General features: G+C 61.1%; 14 protein-coding genes. 8 read left to right on the forward strand and 6 right to left on the reverse strand.

The window, feature by feature from the left end; all coding sequences use genetic code 11:
• Nucleotides 1–27: 27 nt before the first annotated feature.
• The 5 genes from pyrR to gshB all read right to left on the reverse strand — a co-directional run bounded on the left by pyrR (nt 28) and on the right by gshB (nt 3,824).
• Nucleotides 28–531, reverse strand: coding sequence for a bifunctional pyr operon transcriptional regulator/uracil phosphoribosyltransferase PyrR (gene pyrR, locus PFAS1_RS13115; RefSeq protein ID WP_008152613.1), 504 nt, complete (start codon nt 529–531; stop codon nt 28–30).
• A gap of 84 nt (nt 532–615) precedes the next feature.
• Nucleotides 616–1,053, reverse strand: coding sequence for a Holliday junction resolvase RuvX (gene ruvX, locus PFAS1_RS13120; RefSeq protein WP_005792259.1), 438 nt, complete (start codon nt 1,051–1,053; stop codon nt 616–618).
• Complete coding sequence (locus PFAS1_RS13125; protein ID WP_074871638.1) at nt 1,053–1,625, reverse strand: YqgE/AlgH family protein; 573 nt, start codon at nt 1,623–1,625, stop codon at nt 1,053–1,055. Before PFAS1_RS13125 ends, ruvX begins: the two co-directional genes overlap by 1 nt.
• Nucleotides 1,626–1,893: 268 nt before the next feature.
• Nucleotides 1,894–2,793, reverse strand: coding sequence for an energy transducer TonB (locus tag PFAS1_RS13130; protein ID WP_076029432.1), 900 nt, complete (start codon nt 2,791–2,793; stop codon nt 1,894–1,896).
• 77 nt (nt 2,794–2,870) lie between these two features.
• On the reverse strand, nt 2,871–3,824 hold the full coding sequence (gene gshB, locus PFAS1_RS13135) for a glutathione synthase (RefSeq protein ID WP_074871634.1): 954 nt from the start codon (nt 3,822–3,824) through the stop codon (nt 2,871–2,873).
• A 234-nt stretch (nt 3,825–4,058) separates the two neighbouring features.
• Between gshB and pilG the strand changes: the two genes are divergently transcribed.
• The 6 genes from pilG to PFAS1_RS13165 all read left to right on the forward strand — a co-directional run bounded on the left by pilG (nt 4,059) and on the right by PFAS1_RS13165 (nt 14,070).
• On the forward strand, nt 4,059–4,463 hold the full coding sequence (pilG, locus tag PFAS1_RS13140; protein ID WP_008152601.1) for a twitching motility response regulator PilG: 405 nt from the start codon (nt 4,059–4,061) through the stop codon (nt 4,461–4,463).
• A gap of 57 nt (nt 4,464–4,520) precedes the next feature.
• Entirely contained in the window at nt 4,521–4,886 is a 366-nt protein-coding gene (gene pilH / locus PFAS1_RS13145) for a twitching motility response regulator PilH (RefSeq protein ID WP_008068134.1), read from the forward strand.
• Nucleotides 4,887–4,896: 10 nt separating this feature from the next.
• On the forward strand, nt 4,897–5,445 hold the full coding sequence (locus PFAS1_RS13150) for a chemotaxis protein CheW (protein ID WP_076029433.1): 549 nt from the start codon (nt 4,897–4,899) through the stop codon (nt 5,443–5,445).
• A gap of 156 nt (nt 5,446–5,601) precedes the next feature.
• Nucleotides 5,602–7,659 carry a methyl-accepting chemotaxis protein gene (locus PFAS1_RS13155; RefSeq protein WP_076029434.1) on the forward strand — a complete coding sequence of 686 codons (2,058 nt, stop codon included), beginning with the start codon at nt 5,602–5,604 and terminating at the stop codon, nt 7,657–7,659.
• Nucleotides 7,660–7,712: 53 nt separating this feature from the next.
• Complete coding sequence (locus PFAS1_RS13160; protein ID WP_076029435.1) at nt 7,713–13,619, forward strand: Hpt domain-containing protein; 5,907 nt, start codon at nt 7,713–7,715, stop codon at nt 13,617–13,619.
• The gene (locus tag PFAS1_RS13165) at nt 13,612–14,070 is read left to right on the forward strand and encodes a chemotaxis protein CheW (RefSeq protein ID WP_074871622.1); all 459 of its coding nucleotides are present in this window, start codon (nt 13,612–13,614) and stop codon (nt 14,068–14,070) included. The genes PFAS1_RS13160 and PFAS1_RS13165 overlap by 8 nt, the downstream gene beginning before the upstream one ends.
• A 149-nt stretch (nt 14,071–14,219) precedes the next feature.
• Here the strand turns inward: PFAS1_RS13165 and PFAS1_RS13170 are convergent, their stop codons facing one another.
• Nucleotides 14,220–14,597: a DUF6124 family protein gene (locus PFAS1_RS13170; RefSeq protein WP_076029436.1), complete on the reverse strand. Its 378-nt coding sequence runs from the start codon at nt 14,595–14,597 to the stop codon at nt 14,220–14,222.
• A 539-nt stretch (nt 14,598–15,136) separates the two neighbouring features.
• On the opposite strand from PFAS1_RS13170, the gene PFAS1_RS13175 reads away from it, so the two are divergent.
• Both PFAS1_RS13175 and PFAS1_RS13180 read left to right on the forward strand, forming a co-directional pair.
• Nucleotides 15,137–15,766 carry a nucleotidyltransferase domain-containing protein gene (locus PFAS1_RS13175; protein ID WP_076029437.1) on the forward strand — a complete coding sequence of 210 codons (630 nt, stop codon included), beginning with the start codon at nt 15,137–15,139 and terminating at the stop codon, nt 15,764–15,766.
• Nucleotides 15,729–16,154, forward strand: a complete 426-nt coding sequence (locus tag PFAS1_RS13180) for a hypothetical protein (protein WP_076029438.1) — start codon at nt 15,729–15,731, stop codon at nt 16,152–16,154. Before PFAS1_RS13175 ends, PFAS1_RS13180 begins: the two co-directional genes overlap by 38 nt.
• Nucleotides 16,155–16,222 lie beyond the last annotated feature (68 nt).

The raw sequence follows: 16,222 nt of genomic DNA on the forward strand, positions 1-16,222 counted from the left end.
CGCGAGGGGGACTCTCAATAGGGCGAATTAAAGGGCGAGGTCTTGCAGTTCGAGCTTGAGTTCCGGGCCGGACAGTTTCACCCGTTCGTGGGCGGCCAGCGACAGGGTCGCGCCGACCACGTTCGGGCGGATCGGCAGCTCGCCGGCGTCCAGGTCCAGCAGGCACACCAATGTCACGCTGGCCGGGCGGCCGTAGTCGAACAGCTCATTGAGGGCGGCGCGGATGGTCCGGCCGCTCATCAGCACGTCATCGATCAGCACCAGGTGCTGGCCTTCGATCTCGAACGGCAGGGCAGACGGGCGTACTTGTGGGTGCAGGCCGTTCTGGCTGAAGTCGTCGCGGTAGAAGGAGACGTCCAGGGTGCCGAGGGGCGAGTCGCTGCCCAGTTCATCGAGCAACGCCTGGGCGACCCAGACGCCACCGGTACGAATACCGATGTAGCGCGGCTCGCTGATGCCACGGTGTTCCAGGTGCGCCTTGAGACGGGTCGCCATCTGGCTGATCAGTTCGGCGGGATTGGGCAGGCTCATGGTTGCTCCTTCTTGGGCCCGAGCCGGGTTCTGCTGGAGAGGTGGCTCGGGTTGTCGCTAAGTAGAGACGCGTGTTGCGGCTCTTCAGGATTCGAACAATGCGGTGTTTTCGTCGAGCCAGCCTTGCAGCAGCAGGGCGGCGGCGATGGCGTCCACCGGGTTGTCGCGGTAGCTGCCCTTTTGTCCGCCACGATCACGCCGTTCACCCTTGGCTTCGAAGGTGGTCAGGCGTTCATCGTGGGTATAGAAGGGCAGGTTGTAGCGGCCGTTGAGGCGGCGGGCGAATTTCTCAGCGCGCAGGCACATGTCACTCGGCGTGCCGTCCATGTTCAAGGGCAGGCCCACCACCACGGCATCGGGTTTCCACTCTTTGATCAGGGCTTCGACCTGATTCCAGTCGGGAATACCGTTTTGTGCCTTCAAGGTGCACAGCTCGCGGGCCTGGCCGGTAATCACCTGGCCGACCGCAACGCCGATCTGTTTGGTGCCGTAGTCGAAACCCAAAATCAGGCGCAGGGCCATCAGGCGTGTCCCGCCTGGCTGGTCAGCAGGCTGAGATTGACGCCCAGGTGCTTGGCCGCTGCTTCCAGGCGCAGTTCGCTGCTGGTGTTGAACAAGATTTCGGCATCGAACGGGCAGGTCAGCCAGGCGTTCTGGGCCAGTTCGGCTTCCAGCTGCCCGGCTTCCCAGCCAGCGTATCCGAGGGCGATCAGGCTTTTTGCCGGACCGACGCCGTCGGCGATGGCGAACAGCACATCCTGGGAGGTCGACAAGGCCAGTTTTTCATCGAGCTCAACGGTGGCCTGATAACTCTGCCCCGAGGGATGCAGGACAAAACCACGATCGGTCTGCACCGGGCCGCCGATGAAGATCGGCACATGCTGGCAGAGCACCGGCGGTTCGATCTCGGGGCGCAGTTGCTCGAGAATATCGGCCAGGTTGAGGTCTTGCGGACGATTGACCACCAGGCCCATGGCACCATTGGCCGTGTGCTCGACGATGTAAGTCAAGGTGTGCGCAAAGTTCGGGTCGACCATGTGAGGCATGGCGATCAGGAAGTGATGCTTGAGGTAGCTGGGGCTGACGTTCTTCATGAGCGCTAGTGTGGCGTTGGAGGCGCAAACTGACAAGCTGAGGATGGCGCAATTTGGCAGTTGGCACAGACCAAATGTGGGAGCGAGCCTTTGTGGCGAGGGGATTTATCCCCGTTGGGTTGCGAAGCGACCCCAAGCTTGCAACCCCGTTATGACTGACACACCGCATGCAATGGTTTTACGACTGCTGCGCAGCCGAACGGGGCGGTGCGACGTTTCGCTAAACCCCCTCGCCACAAGGGCCCACTTCCACAGGGGGGGTGGGGTGTCAGTTGCTGGAGAGTCTGTCCCCGCGTGCAAACTTCCAGGTGCGGATGATTTCCAGGCGATCGATATCCGCCAAATCCCCGGTAAACGGTGAAAACGGCGCCGCCAGCCGCACGATGCGCTGCGCCGCCTGGTCCAGCAGCGGTTGCCCGGATGACTCCAGCACCAGCACTTCAAACAGTGAGCCGTCGCGGTTGATCGACACCATCAGGCGCAAATTGCCGTAGATCTGCTTGCGTCGCGCTTCGTCGGGGTAATTCAGGTTGCCGATGCGCTCGACCTTCTTGCGCCACTCGTCCTTATACCAGGCGCCCTTGTCGCGCATGGTCGACGCGGCGCTCAGGCGGTGGATGCGCGGGCGCTTGGCATATAGCTGTTGTTCGCTGGCCAGTTCCGCTTCCAGGCTGGCGATGTCGCTGGACAGCTGTTCACTGTCGAACGTCGGCGCGGCGACTGCGGGTTTGGTGACAGGCTTGGGTTCTTCGGTTTTGGCCGGGGCCTTTTTCGGCTTGGGCGCGACGGTGGTCACGGCTGCTTTCGGTGCGGCTTCGCGCACTTCAGGCTTGGCCGCCGGCGGTGGCGTGACTTTCTGCACCTTGTTGTCCTGGAAAGGCGCGACCTCGGTGGTCTTGGGAATGGCCTTTTTATCCAGGGTGCCGCTGCCTTGCTGATTCTCTTGAGCGAGGAAATCGGCTTTTTCAGGCTTCTTTTCGCTTTTGAAGGTGGCGAGGGTGATTTCCAGGGTTTTGCTGATTTGCTGGGGTTCGACCATCGTAAAGCCGATGCCCAACAGCAAGGCCAAGTGAATCAGCGCCGCGAGAAACAGGGTAAAACCGAGACGATCAGCCGGGCGCACGCCACGATGGGCGAGTTCAGCAGGTAGATCGGACGGGAGCGTCATGACAAAAAAACCAACATCGCGTTTTTCACAGGCCGCGGATGATAACGCAATGTTGGTCGTTTCTTGGCTGTTCTATATCAACGAGCCTTGAGCTTCTGATCGATGGCATCCATCAACAGGCCGCCGATGTCGGTGCCGAACGCGTTATCAATCTCGCGAATGCAGGTCGGGCTGGTGACGTTGATCTCCGTCAGATGCTCGCCGATCACGTCGAGACCGACGAACAGCAGGCCCTTCTCACGCAGGGTCGGGCCGACTTGGGCGGCGATCCAGCGATCTTTCTCGGTCAGCGGTCGGGCTTCGCCACGGCCACCGGCGGCGAGGTTGCCACGGGTTTCGCCAGCGGCCGGAATCCGTGCCAGGCAGTAATCCACCGGCTCGCCGTCGATCATCAGGATGCGCTTGTCACCGTCAACGATTGCCGGCAGGTAACCCTGGATCATGATCTGCTGTTTGCCATGCAGGGTCAGGGTTTCGAGGATCACCGACAGGTTCGGGTGGCCGGCGGTGTGACGGAAGATCGAAGAACCGCCCATGCCATCCAGCGGCTTGAGGATCACGTCGCCGTGGTGATCGGCGAATTCACGCAGTACGTCCGGGCGACGGCTGACGATGGTCGGCGGCGTGCACTGCGGGAACAGCGTGGCGAACAGTTTCTCGTTGCAGTCGCGCAGGCTTTGCGGCTTGTTGACCACCAGCACGCCAGCGCGTTCGGCTTGCTCCAGCAGGTAAGTGGAATAGACGAATTCCATGTCGAACGGCGGATCCTTGCGCATCAGGATCACGTCCAGATCGCTCAGCAGCGCGTCGGTCTCGGCTTCGAGCTCGAACCATTTTTCCGGGTTGGCGAAGACTTTCAACGGACGCATCCGCGCCCGCGCTTCGCCTTCGGCCTGGTACAAATCCCCCTGTTCCATATAGAACAGTTCCCAGCCGCGCTTCTGTGCGGCCAGCAGCATGGCCAGCGAGCTATCCTTTTTATAGGAAATGCCGGCAATAGGATCCATGACAATCCCGACGCGAACGCTCATGGGTTTTTCCTCGAATTTGGGTGGTCCGATCGGACACGAAAAAGTGGCGTCAGATTGGCGCTCAGTGTGTTCCCGGTCAAGGAAAAACCACCGCGCCGGTCCCCCGATAGATTGCATTTGGAGACTGTGCTAAAAAGGCTGCCATATCGTTCCGGCCCTTAAACATCAAGGGTTTCGAGCCTCCGGTTATCGGAAATGGACAATTTGATTCGCAAAGGCGACGGCAGAGCATTTATGGAACAGCATTCCAGCGCCTTGAAGGTCATGGTGATCGACGATTCGAAGACGATTCGCCGCACCGCCGAAACGCTGTTGAAGAACGTGGGTTGCGAAGTGATCACCGCCATCGATGGTTTCGACGCCCTGGCCAAGATTGCCGACAATCACCCCGGCATCATCTTTGTCGACATCATGATGCCGCGTCTGGATGGTTATCAGACCTGCGCTTTAATCAAGAACAACAGTGCGTTCAAGTCCACGCCAGTGATTATGCTGTCGTCCAAGGACGGGCTGTTCGACAAGGCCAAGGGGCGCATCGTCGGCTCCGACCAGTTTTTGACCAAGCCTTTCAGCAAGGAAGAACTGCTCAACGCGATCCAGGCCCATGTTCCGGGCTTCGCCGCCGTTTTGCCGCAGTAGGACACGCACAGTGACGCTCGGCCAGCGGGCCCGGCGTCGACAAGAATGGGGAAGACCATGGCACGTATTCTGATCGTCGATGATTCGCCGACCGAAATGTACAAACTGACCGGCATGCTGGAAAAGCACGGTCATGAAGTGTTGAAAGCCGAAAACGGCGCCGACGGCGTGGCCCTGGCCCGTCAGGAAAAACCCGACGCCGTGCTGATGGACATCGTCATGCCTGGCCTCAACGGTTTCCAGGCAACCCGCCAGCTGACCAAAGACCCGGAAACCGGACACATCCCGGTGATCATCATCACCACCAAGGATCAGGAAACCGACAAGGTCTGGGGCACGCGCCAGGGCGCCAAGGACTACCTGACCAAACCGGTAGACGAAGAGACCCTGATCAAGACCTTGAACAACGTGCTGGCCGGTTGATCGTCCGGCCATGACCGAGTCGCTGACGGCTTTCGAACTGCTGCTGCAGATCGACCGGCGTTGTCGTCTGCTGGCGGCGGACTTGCCGTCCCAGCCGACCCGACAGGACAGCTGGAGCGGCATCGGCTTTCGCCTGGGCGAACACTGGTACGTCGCGCCGATGGGCGAGGTCAGCGAAGTGTTGCATGAACCGCGGTTCACTCAGCTGCCGGGGGTCAGGCCCTGGGTCAAGGGCGTGGCCAACCTGCGCGGGCGTTTGTTGCCGATCATCGACTTGAGCGGCTTCTTTTCTGGTAATGAGCCAGGGCATGAGCTGTCAGTCGTGCGCAAGCAGCGCCGGGTCTTGGTGGTGGAGCATAACGACGTGTTTACCGGGTTGATGGTCGATGAAGTCGTCGGCCTCCAGCACTTTGCCCAGGATAGTCTTGAGCCGCCGGATACCTTGAGCGGCCCGATTGCACCGTTCATCAAAGGCCGGTTCCAGCGTGAGCAGACCTGGCAGGTGTTCAGCCCGTTTGCGTTGGTGCAGTCACAAAGCTTTATGCACGTGGCGCTGTAACCGCAATGACGCAGATCCAATGTGGGAGCGGGCTTGCTCGCGAAGGCGGTGGGTCAGTCAGCATCAATGTTGAATGAATGACCGCATTCGCGAGCAAGCCCGCTCCCACAGGGGATCTATGGCGGGTTCTAAAGGTGCGATAACAGGCGAGGACCGATGATAAAAGCAAAAACAGGCAAGCCAGAAGGGTCGCGCAGCCGGTCACAGATCATCGCGCTGTTCATCGCGCTGATCGTCTTCATCATGCTGCTGTTCGCCAACTTCGCGTACCTCAACACCCAGGCCACGTACGACAAACAGTACATCGGCCACGCCGGTGAGCTGCGCGTGTTGTCCCAGCGCATTGCCAAGAACGCCACCGAAGCGGCGGCCGGCAAGGCGGCGGCGTTCAAGCTGCTCAGCGATGCGCGCAATGACTTTGCCCAACGCTGGGGCTATCTGAAGCAAGGCGACCCCGCCACCGGCCTGCCGCCGGCGCCGTCCACCGTGCGCCCGGAAATGCGCGCCGTGCAACTGGACTGGGAACGCTTGCTGAAAAACACCGACGCGATCCTCTCCAGCGAGCAGACCGTGCTGTCGCTGCATCAAGTCGCCGCGACCCTGGCCGAAACCGTGCCGCAGTTGCAGGTCGAGTACGAAAAAGTCGTCGAAACGCTCCTTCAGCGCGGTGCCCCGGCCGCGCAGGTGGCCATGGCCCAGCGCCAGTCGCTGTTGGCTGAGCGGATTCTCGGTGCCGTGAACACCGTGCTCTCCGGTGATGAAAATTCGCAGCAGGCCGCTGATGCCTTCGGTCGCGATGCGGCGCGATTCGGCCAGGTGCTCAACGGCATGCTCCAGGGCAATCCGTCACTGAAAGTCAGCCAGGTTGAAGACCGCGATGCGCGCGCGCGGTTGATCGAGATTTCCGAGCTGTTCGAATTCGTCTCGGGTTCGGTGGATGAAATCCTCGAAACCTCGCCGGAGCTGTTCAAGGTCCGTGAATCGGCCACCAGTATCTTTACCCTGTCGCAGACCCTGCTCGAGGAAGCCTCGCACCTGGCCGGCGGTTTCGAAAACCTGGCCGGCGGGCGCAACACCGACACCATTGGCGGCTACGTGCTGGGCCTGTTGGCGCTGATGTCGATCATCCTCATTGGTCTGGTGATGGTCCGTGAAACCAACCGTCAGCTGCGCGAAACGGCCGAGAAGAACGAGCGTAACCAGAACGCGATCATGCGCCTGCTCGACGAGATCGAAGACCTGGCGGATGGCGACCTGACCGTGACCGCCTCGGTGACCGAAGACTTCACCGGGACCATCGCCGACTCGATCAACTACTCTGTGGACCAACTGCGCGATCTGGTGGCGACCATCAACCTCACCGCTGGCCAGGTCGCTGCCGCCGTGCAGGAAACCCAGGCCACCGCCATGCACCTGGCCCAGGCTTCGGAGCATCAGGCGCAGCAGATTGCCGAAGCGTCCACCGCGATCAACGACATGGCCCAGTCCATCGATCAGGTCTCGGCCAACGCCGCTGAGTCCTCGGCGGTGGCCGAGCGTTCGGTGGAAATCGCCAACAAGGGCAACGAGGTGGTGCACAACACCATCCACGGCATGGACAACATTCGCGAGCAGATTCAAGACACCGCCAAGCGGATCAAGCGCCTGGGCGAGTCTTCTCAGGAAATCGGCGACATTGTCAGCCTGATCGATGACATTGCCGACCAGACCAACATCCTTGCACTCAACGCGGCGATCCAGGCTTCGATGGCCGGTGATGCTGGGCGCGGTTTTGCGGTGGTCGCCGATGAAGTCCAGCGGCTGGCGGAGCGCTCTTCCGCCGCCACCCGGCAGATCGAAACCCTGGTGCGGGCAATCCAGACCGACACCAACGAAGCGGTGATTTCCATGGAACAGACCACCACCGAAGTGGTGCGTGGCGCGCGTCTGGCGCAGGATGCCGGGGTGGCCCTGGAAGAAATCGAAGGCGTGTCGAAGACCCTCGCCGCGTTGATCCAGAGTATTTCCAACGCCGCACAGCAACAGACGTCCTCGGCCGGTCAGATTTCCCTGACGATGAACGTGATCCAGCAGATCACCACGCAGACGTCGTCCGGCTCCACCGCCACCGCCGAGAGCATTGGCAACCTGGCGAAAATGGCCAGTCAGCTGCGGCGTTCGGTGTCCGGTTTCACCTTGCCGGCCGCCAAGGCTGAGGTTGCGGATAAAGTGTGAAACGCCTGCGAGTGAATGCTTTTTTTTGAGTAGAGCAGTGATTTGGAGTGGTTATGGGTGATCGGCACGACTATGTGGCCCTCGAGTGGGTCAAAGGCGAGATTGCCGAAACGCTGAAAGTGGCTCACCAGGCGATTGAAACGTTGCTTGATGACCCGCAGGCGACGCACGCCCTCAGCGAATGCCTGGCGTGCGTCCATCAGGTTCACGGCAGTTTGCAGGTGGTCGAGTTCTACGGCGCGGCGCTGCTCGCCGAAGAGATGGAACATCTGGTCACCGCCTTGCAACAGAACCGCGTCAGTCATCGCGATGAGACGCTTCACCTGTTGCTGCAAGCCCTTGGTCAACTGCCGATTTACCTCGATCGGGTGCAAGGTGCGCGCCGCGACCTGCCGCTGGTGGTGCTGCCACTGATCAACGATCTGCGCAGCGCCCGTGGCGAAAGCCTGTTGTCGGAAACCAGCCTGTTCAGCCCGCAATTGCCGGACCTGCCGCCCCTGGACGAAGCGTCGCTGGCGCTGCTGGAGCCGGCGGATTTACCCAATGTGCTGCGCAAGTTGCGGCAAATGTTGCAAATGGCCCTGGTCGGGTTATTGCGTGAGCAGGATGGCGAAACGAATCTCGGTTACCTGACCAAGGTTTTTGCGCGCCTCGAAGGGCTGTGCGGCAACGCGCCCTTGAGCCCGTTGTGGCAAGTCGCCTCGGCGCTGGTCGAAGGCATGCGCGACGGCTCGATTGCCAACAGCCCGGCGTTGCGCAGCCTGTTCAAGGAGGCCGACAAAGAACTCAAGCGCCTGCTCGAACAGGGCATGCCCGGCATCAATCAGCCGGCGCCGCTAGAGTTGCTCAAGAGTTTGCTGTTCTACATTGCCAAGGCCGAACATCCCACCGGGCAGATGCTGACCATGAAAGATCGCTACGGACTGGACGACGCGCTACCTGACAGCGCAATGGTCGACGAAGAACGCGTACGGCTGGCCGGTCCCGACCGCGATGCCATGCGCTCGGTGTTGGCCGCTTTGTGTGAAGAGCTGGTGCGGGTCAAGGAACGCCTTGATCTGTTTGTGCGCAGCGACCGCCAACACACCTCGGACCTCGAAAGCCTGCTGGCGCCCCTGCGGCAAATCGCCGACACCCTGGCGGTGCTCGGTTTCGGCCAGCCACGCAAGGTCATCATCGACCAACTGGCGGTGGTGCTGAGTCTGGCCCAGGGTCAACGTGAGCCCAACGACGCGATCCTGATGGACGTCGCCGGTGCCTTGCTCTACGTCGAAGCGACGCTGGCCGGCATGGTCGGCACCGTCGAGCCGGAAAGCCAGGAAGACAGCCGCCTGCCGACCACCGACCTGACCCAGATCCATCAGATCGTGATCAAGGAAGCGCGCATCTGCCTGCAACAGGCCAAGGACATGATCGTCGACTACATCGACGCCGACTGGGACCGCCAGCACTTGCAGCCACTGCCGGCCTTGCTGACCCAGGTGCGCGGTGCATTGGCGATGATTCCGTTGAGCCGTGCGGCGAGCCTGATCGAAACGTGCAACCACTTCATCCGCGAGCACCTGCTGCTGGATCCGGATCATCCCGGCTGGCAGGAGCTGGACAGCCTGGCCGACGTCATCACCAGCATCGAGTACTACCTGGAGCGCCTCGGCGACGACCCCGAAGCGCCGGGCGAAAAGTTGCTCGACGTCGCGGAAAAAAGCCTGGCCGCACTCGGCTTTTTCCCCAGCGAGCAACAGGTGCCGGTGCTTGAAGATGTGCTCAGCCCGAGTGAAGCGCAGGTCATGCAGGATCTGCAGGAACTGGACGACCCTGAGACCGTCAAGTCGCTGGCCGATGTGTTAGCCAGCCCTGTGTCCTCCGTCAATCCGCCCGCCCTGACGACCCCGGGAAGCCTGTTGCCGCCGCCCAGCGGTGAAGAACCGGTGGACGATGAGCTGCGGGAAGTGTTCCTCGAAGAAACCGATGAAGTGCTGGAAATCCTCCGGGAGTACCTGCCGCGCTGGACGGCTAACCCCGACGATAAGCCTGCCCTGAGCGAACTGCGCCGGGCATTCCACACCTTGAAAGGCAGTGGCCGGATGGTCCGTGCGCTGGTGCTGGGCGAGCTGGCGTGGGCGGTGGAAAACCTGCTCAACCGTGTGCTGGAACGTAGCGTTGCGCCGGGGCCGGCGGTGCAACAACTGCTGGGCGATGCGCTGAATCTGCTGCCAGAACTGGTGGCCGAGTTTGCCAACCATGCCCAGCGCCAGCGCAACGACGTTGACCAATTGGCCGCACGCGCCCACGCCCTTGCCAAGGGCGATACGCCTGCCAGCGATGAAGATACCCAGGATGTGGCGGCCCTCGATCCGCTGTTGCTGGAGATCTTCCGCAAGGAAGCCGAGACCCATCTCGCCAGCCTCAACCGCTTCCTCGATAAAGCCGCGGAGCACGTGCCGTTGCAGGCCAGCGACGAGTTGCAGCGGGCGCTGCACACCCTCAAGGGCAGCGCCTCCATGGCGGGCGTATTGCCAATCGCCGAGCTGGCGAAACCGCTGGATCATCTGGCCCGGGAGTACAAGGCGCACCTGCTCGCCCTCGACCTGGACGAAGTCGAACTGCTGCTCGAAGCCGAAGGCTTGTTCCGTCTCGGCTTGCGACAGCTCAAAACCGACCCGCTGGCGGAGATTCCCGGCGCCCGCTCATTGATCGAGCGAACCCAGGCGTTGCTGGCCGAGCGCCTGGAAACGCTCCTGAGTGCACCGAATTCCGGATTGCGCATCAAGCGTGATCCGCAACTGATCAACAACTTCCTCGCCCAAGGCATGGACATCCTGCTGGACGCCGAAAGCCTGTTGCAGCGCTGGCAGCAACATCCCGGCGAGCGTCAGGAACTCAGTGCGTTGCTGGACGAATTGACCACCCTCGGCGAAGGCGCGCACCTGGCTGATCTGCATCCGGTGGATGAGCTCTGCGAAGCCTTGCTCGACCTCTACGGCGCGGTGGAAGAAAGCAGCCTGGCGGTCAGCGAGGCGTTTTTCCATGAAGCGCAAAGTGCCCATGAAGCGCTGATCAACATGCTTGACGAGCTGGCCGCCGGCCAGGAAGTCAGCCCGCAACCGCAACGCATCCGGGCCTTGCGCGGCTTGCTCGATGAGAGCCTGGATCCGTCGGCGATGGGGCTGATTCGCAGCGATGGCAGCCGCACGCTGAGCATCCGGGAACTGGGCAGTGCCACGGCCGAACTGGAACAGACCGCGACCCAGGTCGAGCTGGACGACGAGATCGTTTCGATCTTCCTCGAAGAGGCGGTGGATATCCTCGAAAGCGCCGGTCAGGCGTTGCAGCGCTGGCTGGACGACCCGGACAACGCTGCGCCGCTGTTGTCGTTGCAGCGAGATTTGCACACCCTCAAGGGTGGTGCGCGGATGGCCGAAGTCGAGCCGGTCGGTGAGCTGGCCCATGAACTGGAAAGCCTTTACGAAGGCCTGGTGGATCGCCGCTACGCTTACAGCGAAGCCTTGGCGCACTTGCTGCAACACAGTCATGACCGGCTCGCGCAGCTGCTTGAACAGTTGCAGAACCAACGGCCATTGGGCGATCCGGGTGAGGTGATCGAGGCCATTCGCGAGTTTCGCCAGGGCAACGCCAGCGCTGTTGAAGCGGTCGAACCGGCACGGGCCGAGGATTCACCGGGGCATGATCCAGAGCTGCTGGAGATCTTCCTTGAGGAAGGTTTCGACATCATCGAAAACTCCGGCACGGCGTTGGTGCGCTGGCAGGCCGAGCCGTCGAATCGTCAGGAAGTGGAAACCCTGCTGCGTGATTTGCACACCCTCAAGGGTGGCGCGCGGATGGTGGAAATCGCCCCGATCGGCGACCTCGCCCATGAGCTGGAATTCCTCTACGAAGGCCTGTCCGCTGGCGTGCTGCAACCCACCGCCGCGTTGTTCGGCTTGTTGCAAAGCAGCCACGACCGACTGGCGCAGATGCTCGACGCGACCCGCGCCGGTCAGCCTTTGCCGCCCGCCGATCAACTGATCGATGAGATCAGGAATTTCAGTCATCCGGCCGTGCCCGAAACACCGGCGCCGGTCCAGGTGCCTGCAACGCCGAAAATCGAGACGCCGGTACAGCAACCCGATGCCAGCGCGGACATGGTCAAGGTCTCGGCAGAACTGCTCGACGATCTGGTCAACCTGGCCGGCGAAACCTCGATCTTCCGTGGGCGGATCGAACAACAGGTCAACGATGCACGTGTGACTTTGAGCGAAATGGAAACCACCATCGAGCGCATGCGCGACCAATTGCGTCGGCTCGATACCGAAACCCAGGGGCGGATTCTCAGCCGTCAGCAAGTCGACGCCGAACGCCTGGGCTACGAAGAATTCGATCCGCTGGAAATGGACCGCCACTCACAGTTGCAGCAACTGTCGCGGGCGCTGTTCGAATCCGCCTCCGACTTGCTCGACCTCAAGGAAACCCTCGAGCGCCGCAATCAGGACGCGGAAAACCTGCTGCAACAACAGGGCCGCATCAACACCGAATTGCAAGAAGGCCTGATGCGTACGCGCATGGTGCCGTTCGAGCGGATGCTGCCGCGCTTGAAGCGGATCGTCCGTCAAGTCTCCAGCGAACTGGGCAAGGACGTGGAATTCATCGTCGGCAATGCCGAAGGCGAGATGGACCGCAACGTCCTCGAACGCATGGCCGCGCCGCTGGAACACATGCTGCGCAACGCCGTGGATCATGGCCTGGAATCGGCCGAGGTGCGTATCGCGGCGGGTAAACCGGCTCAAGGTCGTATCACCCTCGACCTGTCGCGAGAGGGCGGCGACATCATTTTCGACATCCGCGACGACGGTGCCGGCGTGCCGCTGGACGCGGTGCGGCGCAAGGCGATCAAGCGCGGGTTACTGGCCCCGGACAGCGACATCAGCGACCGCGATGTCCTGCAATTCATCCTGCAACCGGGGTTCTCCACCGCCGAGAAAATCACCCAGATTTCCGGGCGCGGCGTCGGCATGGACGTGGTGCATGAAGAGGTCCGGCAGCTCGGTGGCAGCATGAGCATCGATTCTGTGCCGGGGCAGGGCGTGCACTTCCGCATTCGCCTGCCGTTCACCGTGTCGGTCAACCGGGCCTTGATGGTGCAATGCGGGGAGGATCAGTACGCGATCCCGCTGAACACCATCGACGGCATCGTTCGCGTGCTGCCCAACGAACTTGAAGGGCACTACCGGCTCGATCCGCCGACCTACCAATACGCCGGGCAAGACTATGAACTGTGCTACCTCGGCGAACTGCTGAAAACCAGCCATCGCCCTAAACTGCTGGGCCAGAGCCTGCCGTTGCCGGTGTTGCTGGTGCAGTGCAACGAGCGGCACATCGCGGTGCAAGTCGACGCCATGGCCGGCACTCGCGAGATCGTGGTCAAAAGCCTCGGCCCGCAATTTGCGGCGGTGCAGGGTTTGTCCGGGGCGACGATTCTCGGCGATGGGCGGGTGGTGCTGATTCTTGATTTGCTGGCGCCGATCCGCGCGATGCAGGCCCGCTTGCCGCAACAGCCAGTGACTCAGGACGCGGAGGCCGAACCGCATAAACCGCTGCTGGTGATGGTGGTCGATGACTCGGTGACCGTGCGCAAGGTCACCAGCCGTCTGCTGGAACGCCACGGCATGAACGTGCTGACCGCCAAGGACGGGGTCGACGCCATGCTGCTGCTTGAAGACCACATGCCTGACCTGATGCTGCTGGACATTGAAATGCCGCGCATGGACGGTTTTGAAGTCGCGACCCAGGTCCGCGCCGACGAACGTCTGCAGCACCTGCCAATCATCATGATCACCTCCCGCACCGGGCAGAAACACCGCGATCGCGCCATGGCCATCGGCGTCAACGACTACCTCGGCAAGCCGTACCAGGAATCGGTGCTGCTCGACAGCATCCACCTGTGGAGCAAAACCCATGCTTGAGCACCGCACCAGCAACCTCACCGGCCTGCTGCTGCCCTTGGCTGACCGCAACCTGATCTTGCCCAACGTCGCTGTGGCGGAGCTTATCGATTACCAACCCAGCGCCTTCGACCTCGACACACCGCCGTGGTACCTGGGGTTGGTGAAGTGGCGGGATCGACAGATTCCGTTGATCAGTTTCGAGTCGGCATGTGGGCAGAAAATCGTCATCGGCGAGCGGGCGCGGATCGTCATCCTCAATGCGCTCGGCGGGCGGCCCGATCTGAAATTCATTGCCTTGCTGGTGCAGGGGATTCCGCGGTCTTACAAGCTTGATAGTCAGTTGAGCTATGTGGATGTGCCGTTGTGCTCGCTGGAACAGGCGGCGGTGCAGGTGGGGGAGCAGGTGGCCAAGGTGCCGAATTTGTTGGCGTTGGAGGAGTTGCTCGTAAAGGCCGGTTTGGCCAGCTGATCGTTGACTGGCCCCCAACTGATCGTTCCCACGCTCCGCGTGGGAATGCCTCAACGGACGCTCCGCGTTCGGCTCTGGATGGGACGCAGAGCGTCCCGGGCTGCATTCCCACGCAGAGCGTGGGAACGATCATGGCATCGGTTTCTGCGCTAAGCCCCGGCCCGAGCCTTCATCTGCAACGACTCATGATGATCCAGCGCCCGCTCCACCAACAACTGCACCCCATCCGCCATGCGGCTGAGCGCCAAGGCTACAGAACGGCGTGAGCCTTCCACATCGTCCGCTAGATCGGCAGCAATGGCGCTGATGGACAGCAGGTCTTCGGAGGCATTGGCCAGAAGGGCTTCGGTGTCGATATCGGGGGCGACGGTGAAGAGCTCGGATTTACGGCGTTTGGCCGGTTTTTCGTGGAGTGGGGGGAAGTAATGGGAAAAGGCGCGGTCAGCGGCTTCCTTCATTTTTTCTGCATCGAGGGATGCTTGGGAATCGGCGTCGGTTTCCGGGGGATTGGGAGTAGCTTTGAACATAGTGAAGCTCCATTTAATGAGTTTCAGCTGCTCCATCGGGTTCCAATCGAAGGGGTGGCAGCTGTACGCGGGCTGGAACCCGGGCAAACGGACAAAACCCGACAGACACTAAGGTCTCCCGCGCACAGCCGCCATAACGGAGTGCACACATTAAAGGTGCGCAAGCATACGTTATGAAAGGCGCTTTTGCCTCGTTAACACCACGGGGTTCCAATCCCGGTCGCTGCGTTTGCAGCGACCCCCAAACGATAAAGATCAACGCAAAACCGCACCAGTCAGCGGGTTCCGGCATTGCTGTAGGCAGCGACGCCAGACTGCGTAGCCTCACACCATTCCTGAGGACAAACTTTTAAACACAAAACCCCAAGCGGTCGGACCCTGTGGCGAGGGGGCTTGCTCCCGCTGGGTTGCGAAGCAGCCCCAAAACCTGCAACCGGGGTGTATCAGGTACACCGAGAACAATGGTTTACGCTGCGCAAGGTTGAAGATTCCCAAAAAGGGACCTATCGTTCCTTTTTTGGGACTTATCGGTCGTTGCCGTGAAAAACCTGTCATTGAGCGAAGCCTTGTTCACCACCACCCAGCAAAAAGTGCTCGGCCTGCTGTTTGGTAAACCCGACCAAAGCTTTTACGCCAACGAGATCGCCCGCTGGGCTCAAGTGGGTAAAGGCAGCCTCATGCGCGAGCTGGATCGGTTGCAGCGGGCAGGCGTGTTGACCATGACCCGTCAGGGCAACCAGACCCACTATCAAGCCAATCCCGTCTGCCCGATCTATGCCGAACTGCTGGGCATCGCCCGCAAAACCTTTGGCATTGCCGAGCCTCTGCGTCAGGCGCTCCAACCCTTTGCCGAACAGATCACTTGGGCATTTGTGTACGGCTCTATCGCCAAGGATCAGGCAAACGCATCCAGTGACATTGATCTCATGCTGATCGGCGAGGGCCTGCACTACAGTGAAGTGATGGAGCGGCTCATGCCGATGGAGGAGCAGTTGGGCCGCGTCCTCAACCCGACGCTCTACACCCCCGACGACTGGGCCGCAAAACTGGCGGCTGAAAACAGCTTTGTCGTGCGGGTAGCGCAGCAGGACAAGATCAATCTGATGGGGGGAAACCCTTTGGAGTCCAAGGATGGGCAGCAACGAGAACCTGGAAAACCTGTTACGTAGCGGTGGACTGAAAGCTGAGCCGCCGGATCGCAAGGAATGCGAAGGGTTGATGCGTTCGGCTGTGGACCGATTGAAAGACGCGCAAACGTCTTCGCTTTCCTTCGCGAGTCGTTTCGACCTGGCTTACAACGCTGCCCATGCCCTTGCACTGACGGCTCTTCGCTTGTGCGGCTACCGTTCAGACAAGCGATATCTGGTGTTTCAGTGCCTGGTTCATACGGCTGATATTGGCAAAGTACAGGTTCGGCTGTTTGCCCTGTGTCATGAGCGACGAAACCTGGCGGAGTACGAAGGCTATATGGATGAAGATCCGGCGTTGTTGGCGCAGTTGTTGGAAAGTGCTGAGCAGTTGCAGATTCGTGTGCAGCAGCAGATGACCGGACTGTAATGCTCCGTCATCCAAAACTGGTGGGATTGTTCTGGCCCCTTCGCGAGCAAGCCCGCTCCCACAGTGTC

The organism is Pseudomonas frederiksbergensis (assembly GCF_001952935.1).
Classification (GTDB): Bacteria; Pseudomonadota; Gammaproteobacteria; order Pseudomonadales; family Pseudomonadaceae; genus Aquipseudomonas; species Aquipseudomonas frederiksbergensis.

Bases quoted from the DNA above. Each gene is read 5' to 3' on its own strand.
- pyrR (WP_008152613.1), bottom strand. From the start codon at position 531: ATGAGCCTGCCCAATCCCGCCGAACTGATCAGCCAGATGGCGACCCGT.
- ruvX (WP_005792259.1), bottom strand. From the start codon at position 1,053: ATGGCCCTGCGCCTGATTTTGGGTTTCGACTACGGCACCAAACAGATC.
- PFAS1_RS13125 (WP_074871638.1), bottom strand. From the start codon at position 1,625: ATGAAGAACGTCAGCCCCAGCTACCTCAAGCATCACTTCCTGATCGCC.
- PFAS1_RS13130 (WP_076029432.1), bottom strand. From the start codon at position 2,793: ATGACGCTCCCGTCCGATCTACCTGCTGAACTCGCCCATCGTGGCGTG.
- gshB (WP_074871634.1), bottom strand. From the start codon at position 3,824: ATGAGCGTTCGCGTCGGGATTGTCATGGATCCTATTGCCGGCATTTCC.
- pilG (WP_008152601.1), top strand. From the start codon at position 4,059: ATGGAACAGCATTCCAGCGCCTTGAAGGTCATGGTGATCGACGATTCG.
- pilH (WP_008068134.1), top strand. From the start codon at position 4,521: ATGGCACGTATTCTGATCGTCGATGATTCGCCGACCGAAATGTACAAA.
- PFAS1_RS13150 (WP_076029433.1), top strand. From the start codon at position 4,897: ATGACCGAGTCGCTGACGGCTTTCGAACTGCTGCTGCAGATCGACCGG.
- PFAS1_RS13155 (WP_076029434.1), top strand. From the start codon at position 5,602: ATGATAAAAGCAAAAACAGGCAAGCCAGAAGGGTCGCGCAGCCGGTCA.
- PFAS1_RS13160 (WP_076029435.1), top strand. From the start codon at position 7,713: ATGGGTGATCGGCACGACTATGTGGCCCTCGAGTGGGTCAAAGGCGAG.
- PFAS1_RS13165 (WP_074871622.1), top strand. From the start codon at position 13,612: ATGCTTGAGCACCGCACCAGCAACCTCACCGGCCTGCTGCTGCCCTTG.
- PFAS1_RS13170 (WP_076029436.1), bottom strand. From the start codon at position 14,597: ATGTTCAAAGCTACTCCCAATCCCCCGGAAACCGACGCCGATTCCCAA.
- PFAS1_RS13180 (WP_076029438.1), top strand. From the start codon at position 15,729: ATGGGCAGCAACGAGAACCTGGAAAACCTGTTACGTAGCGGTGGACTG.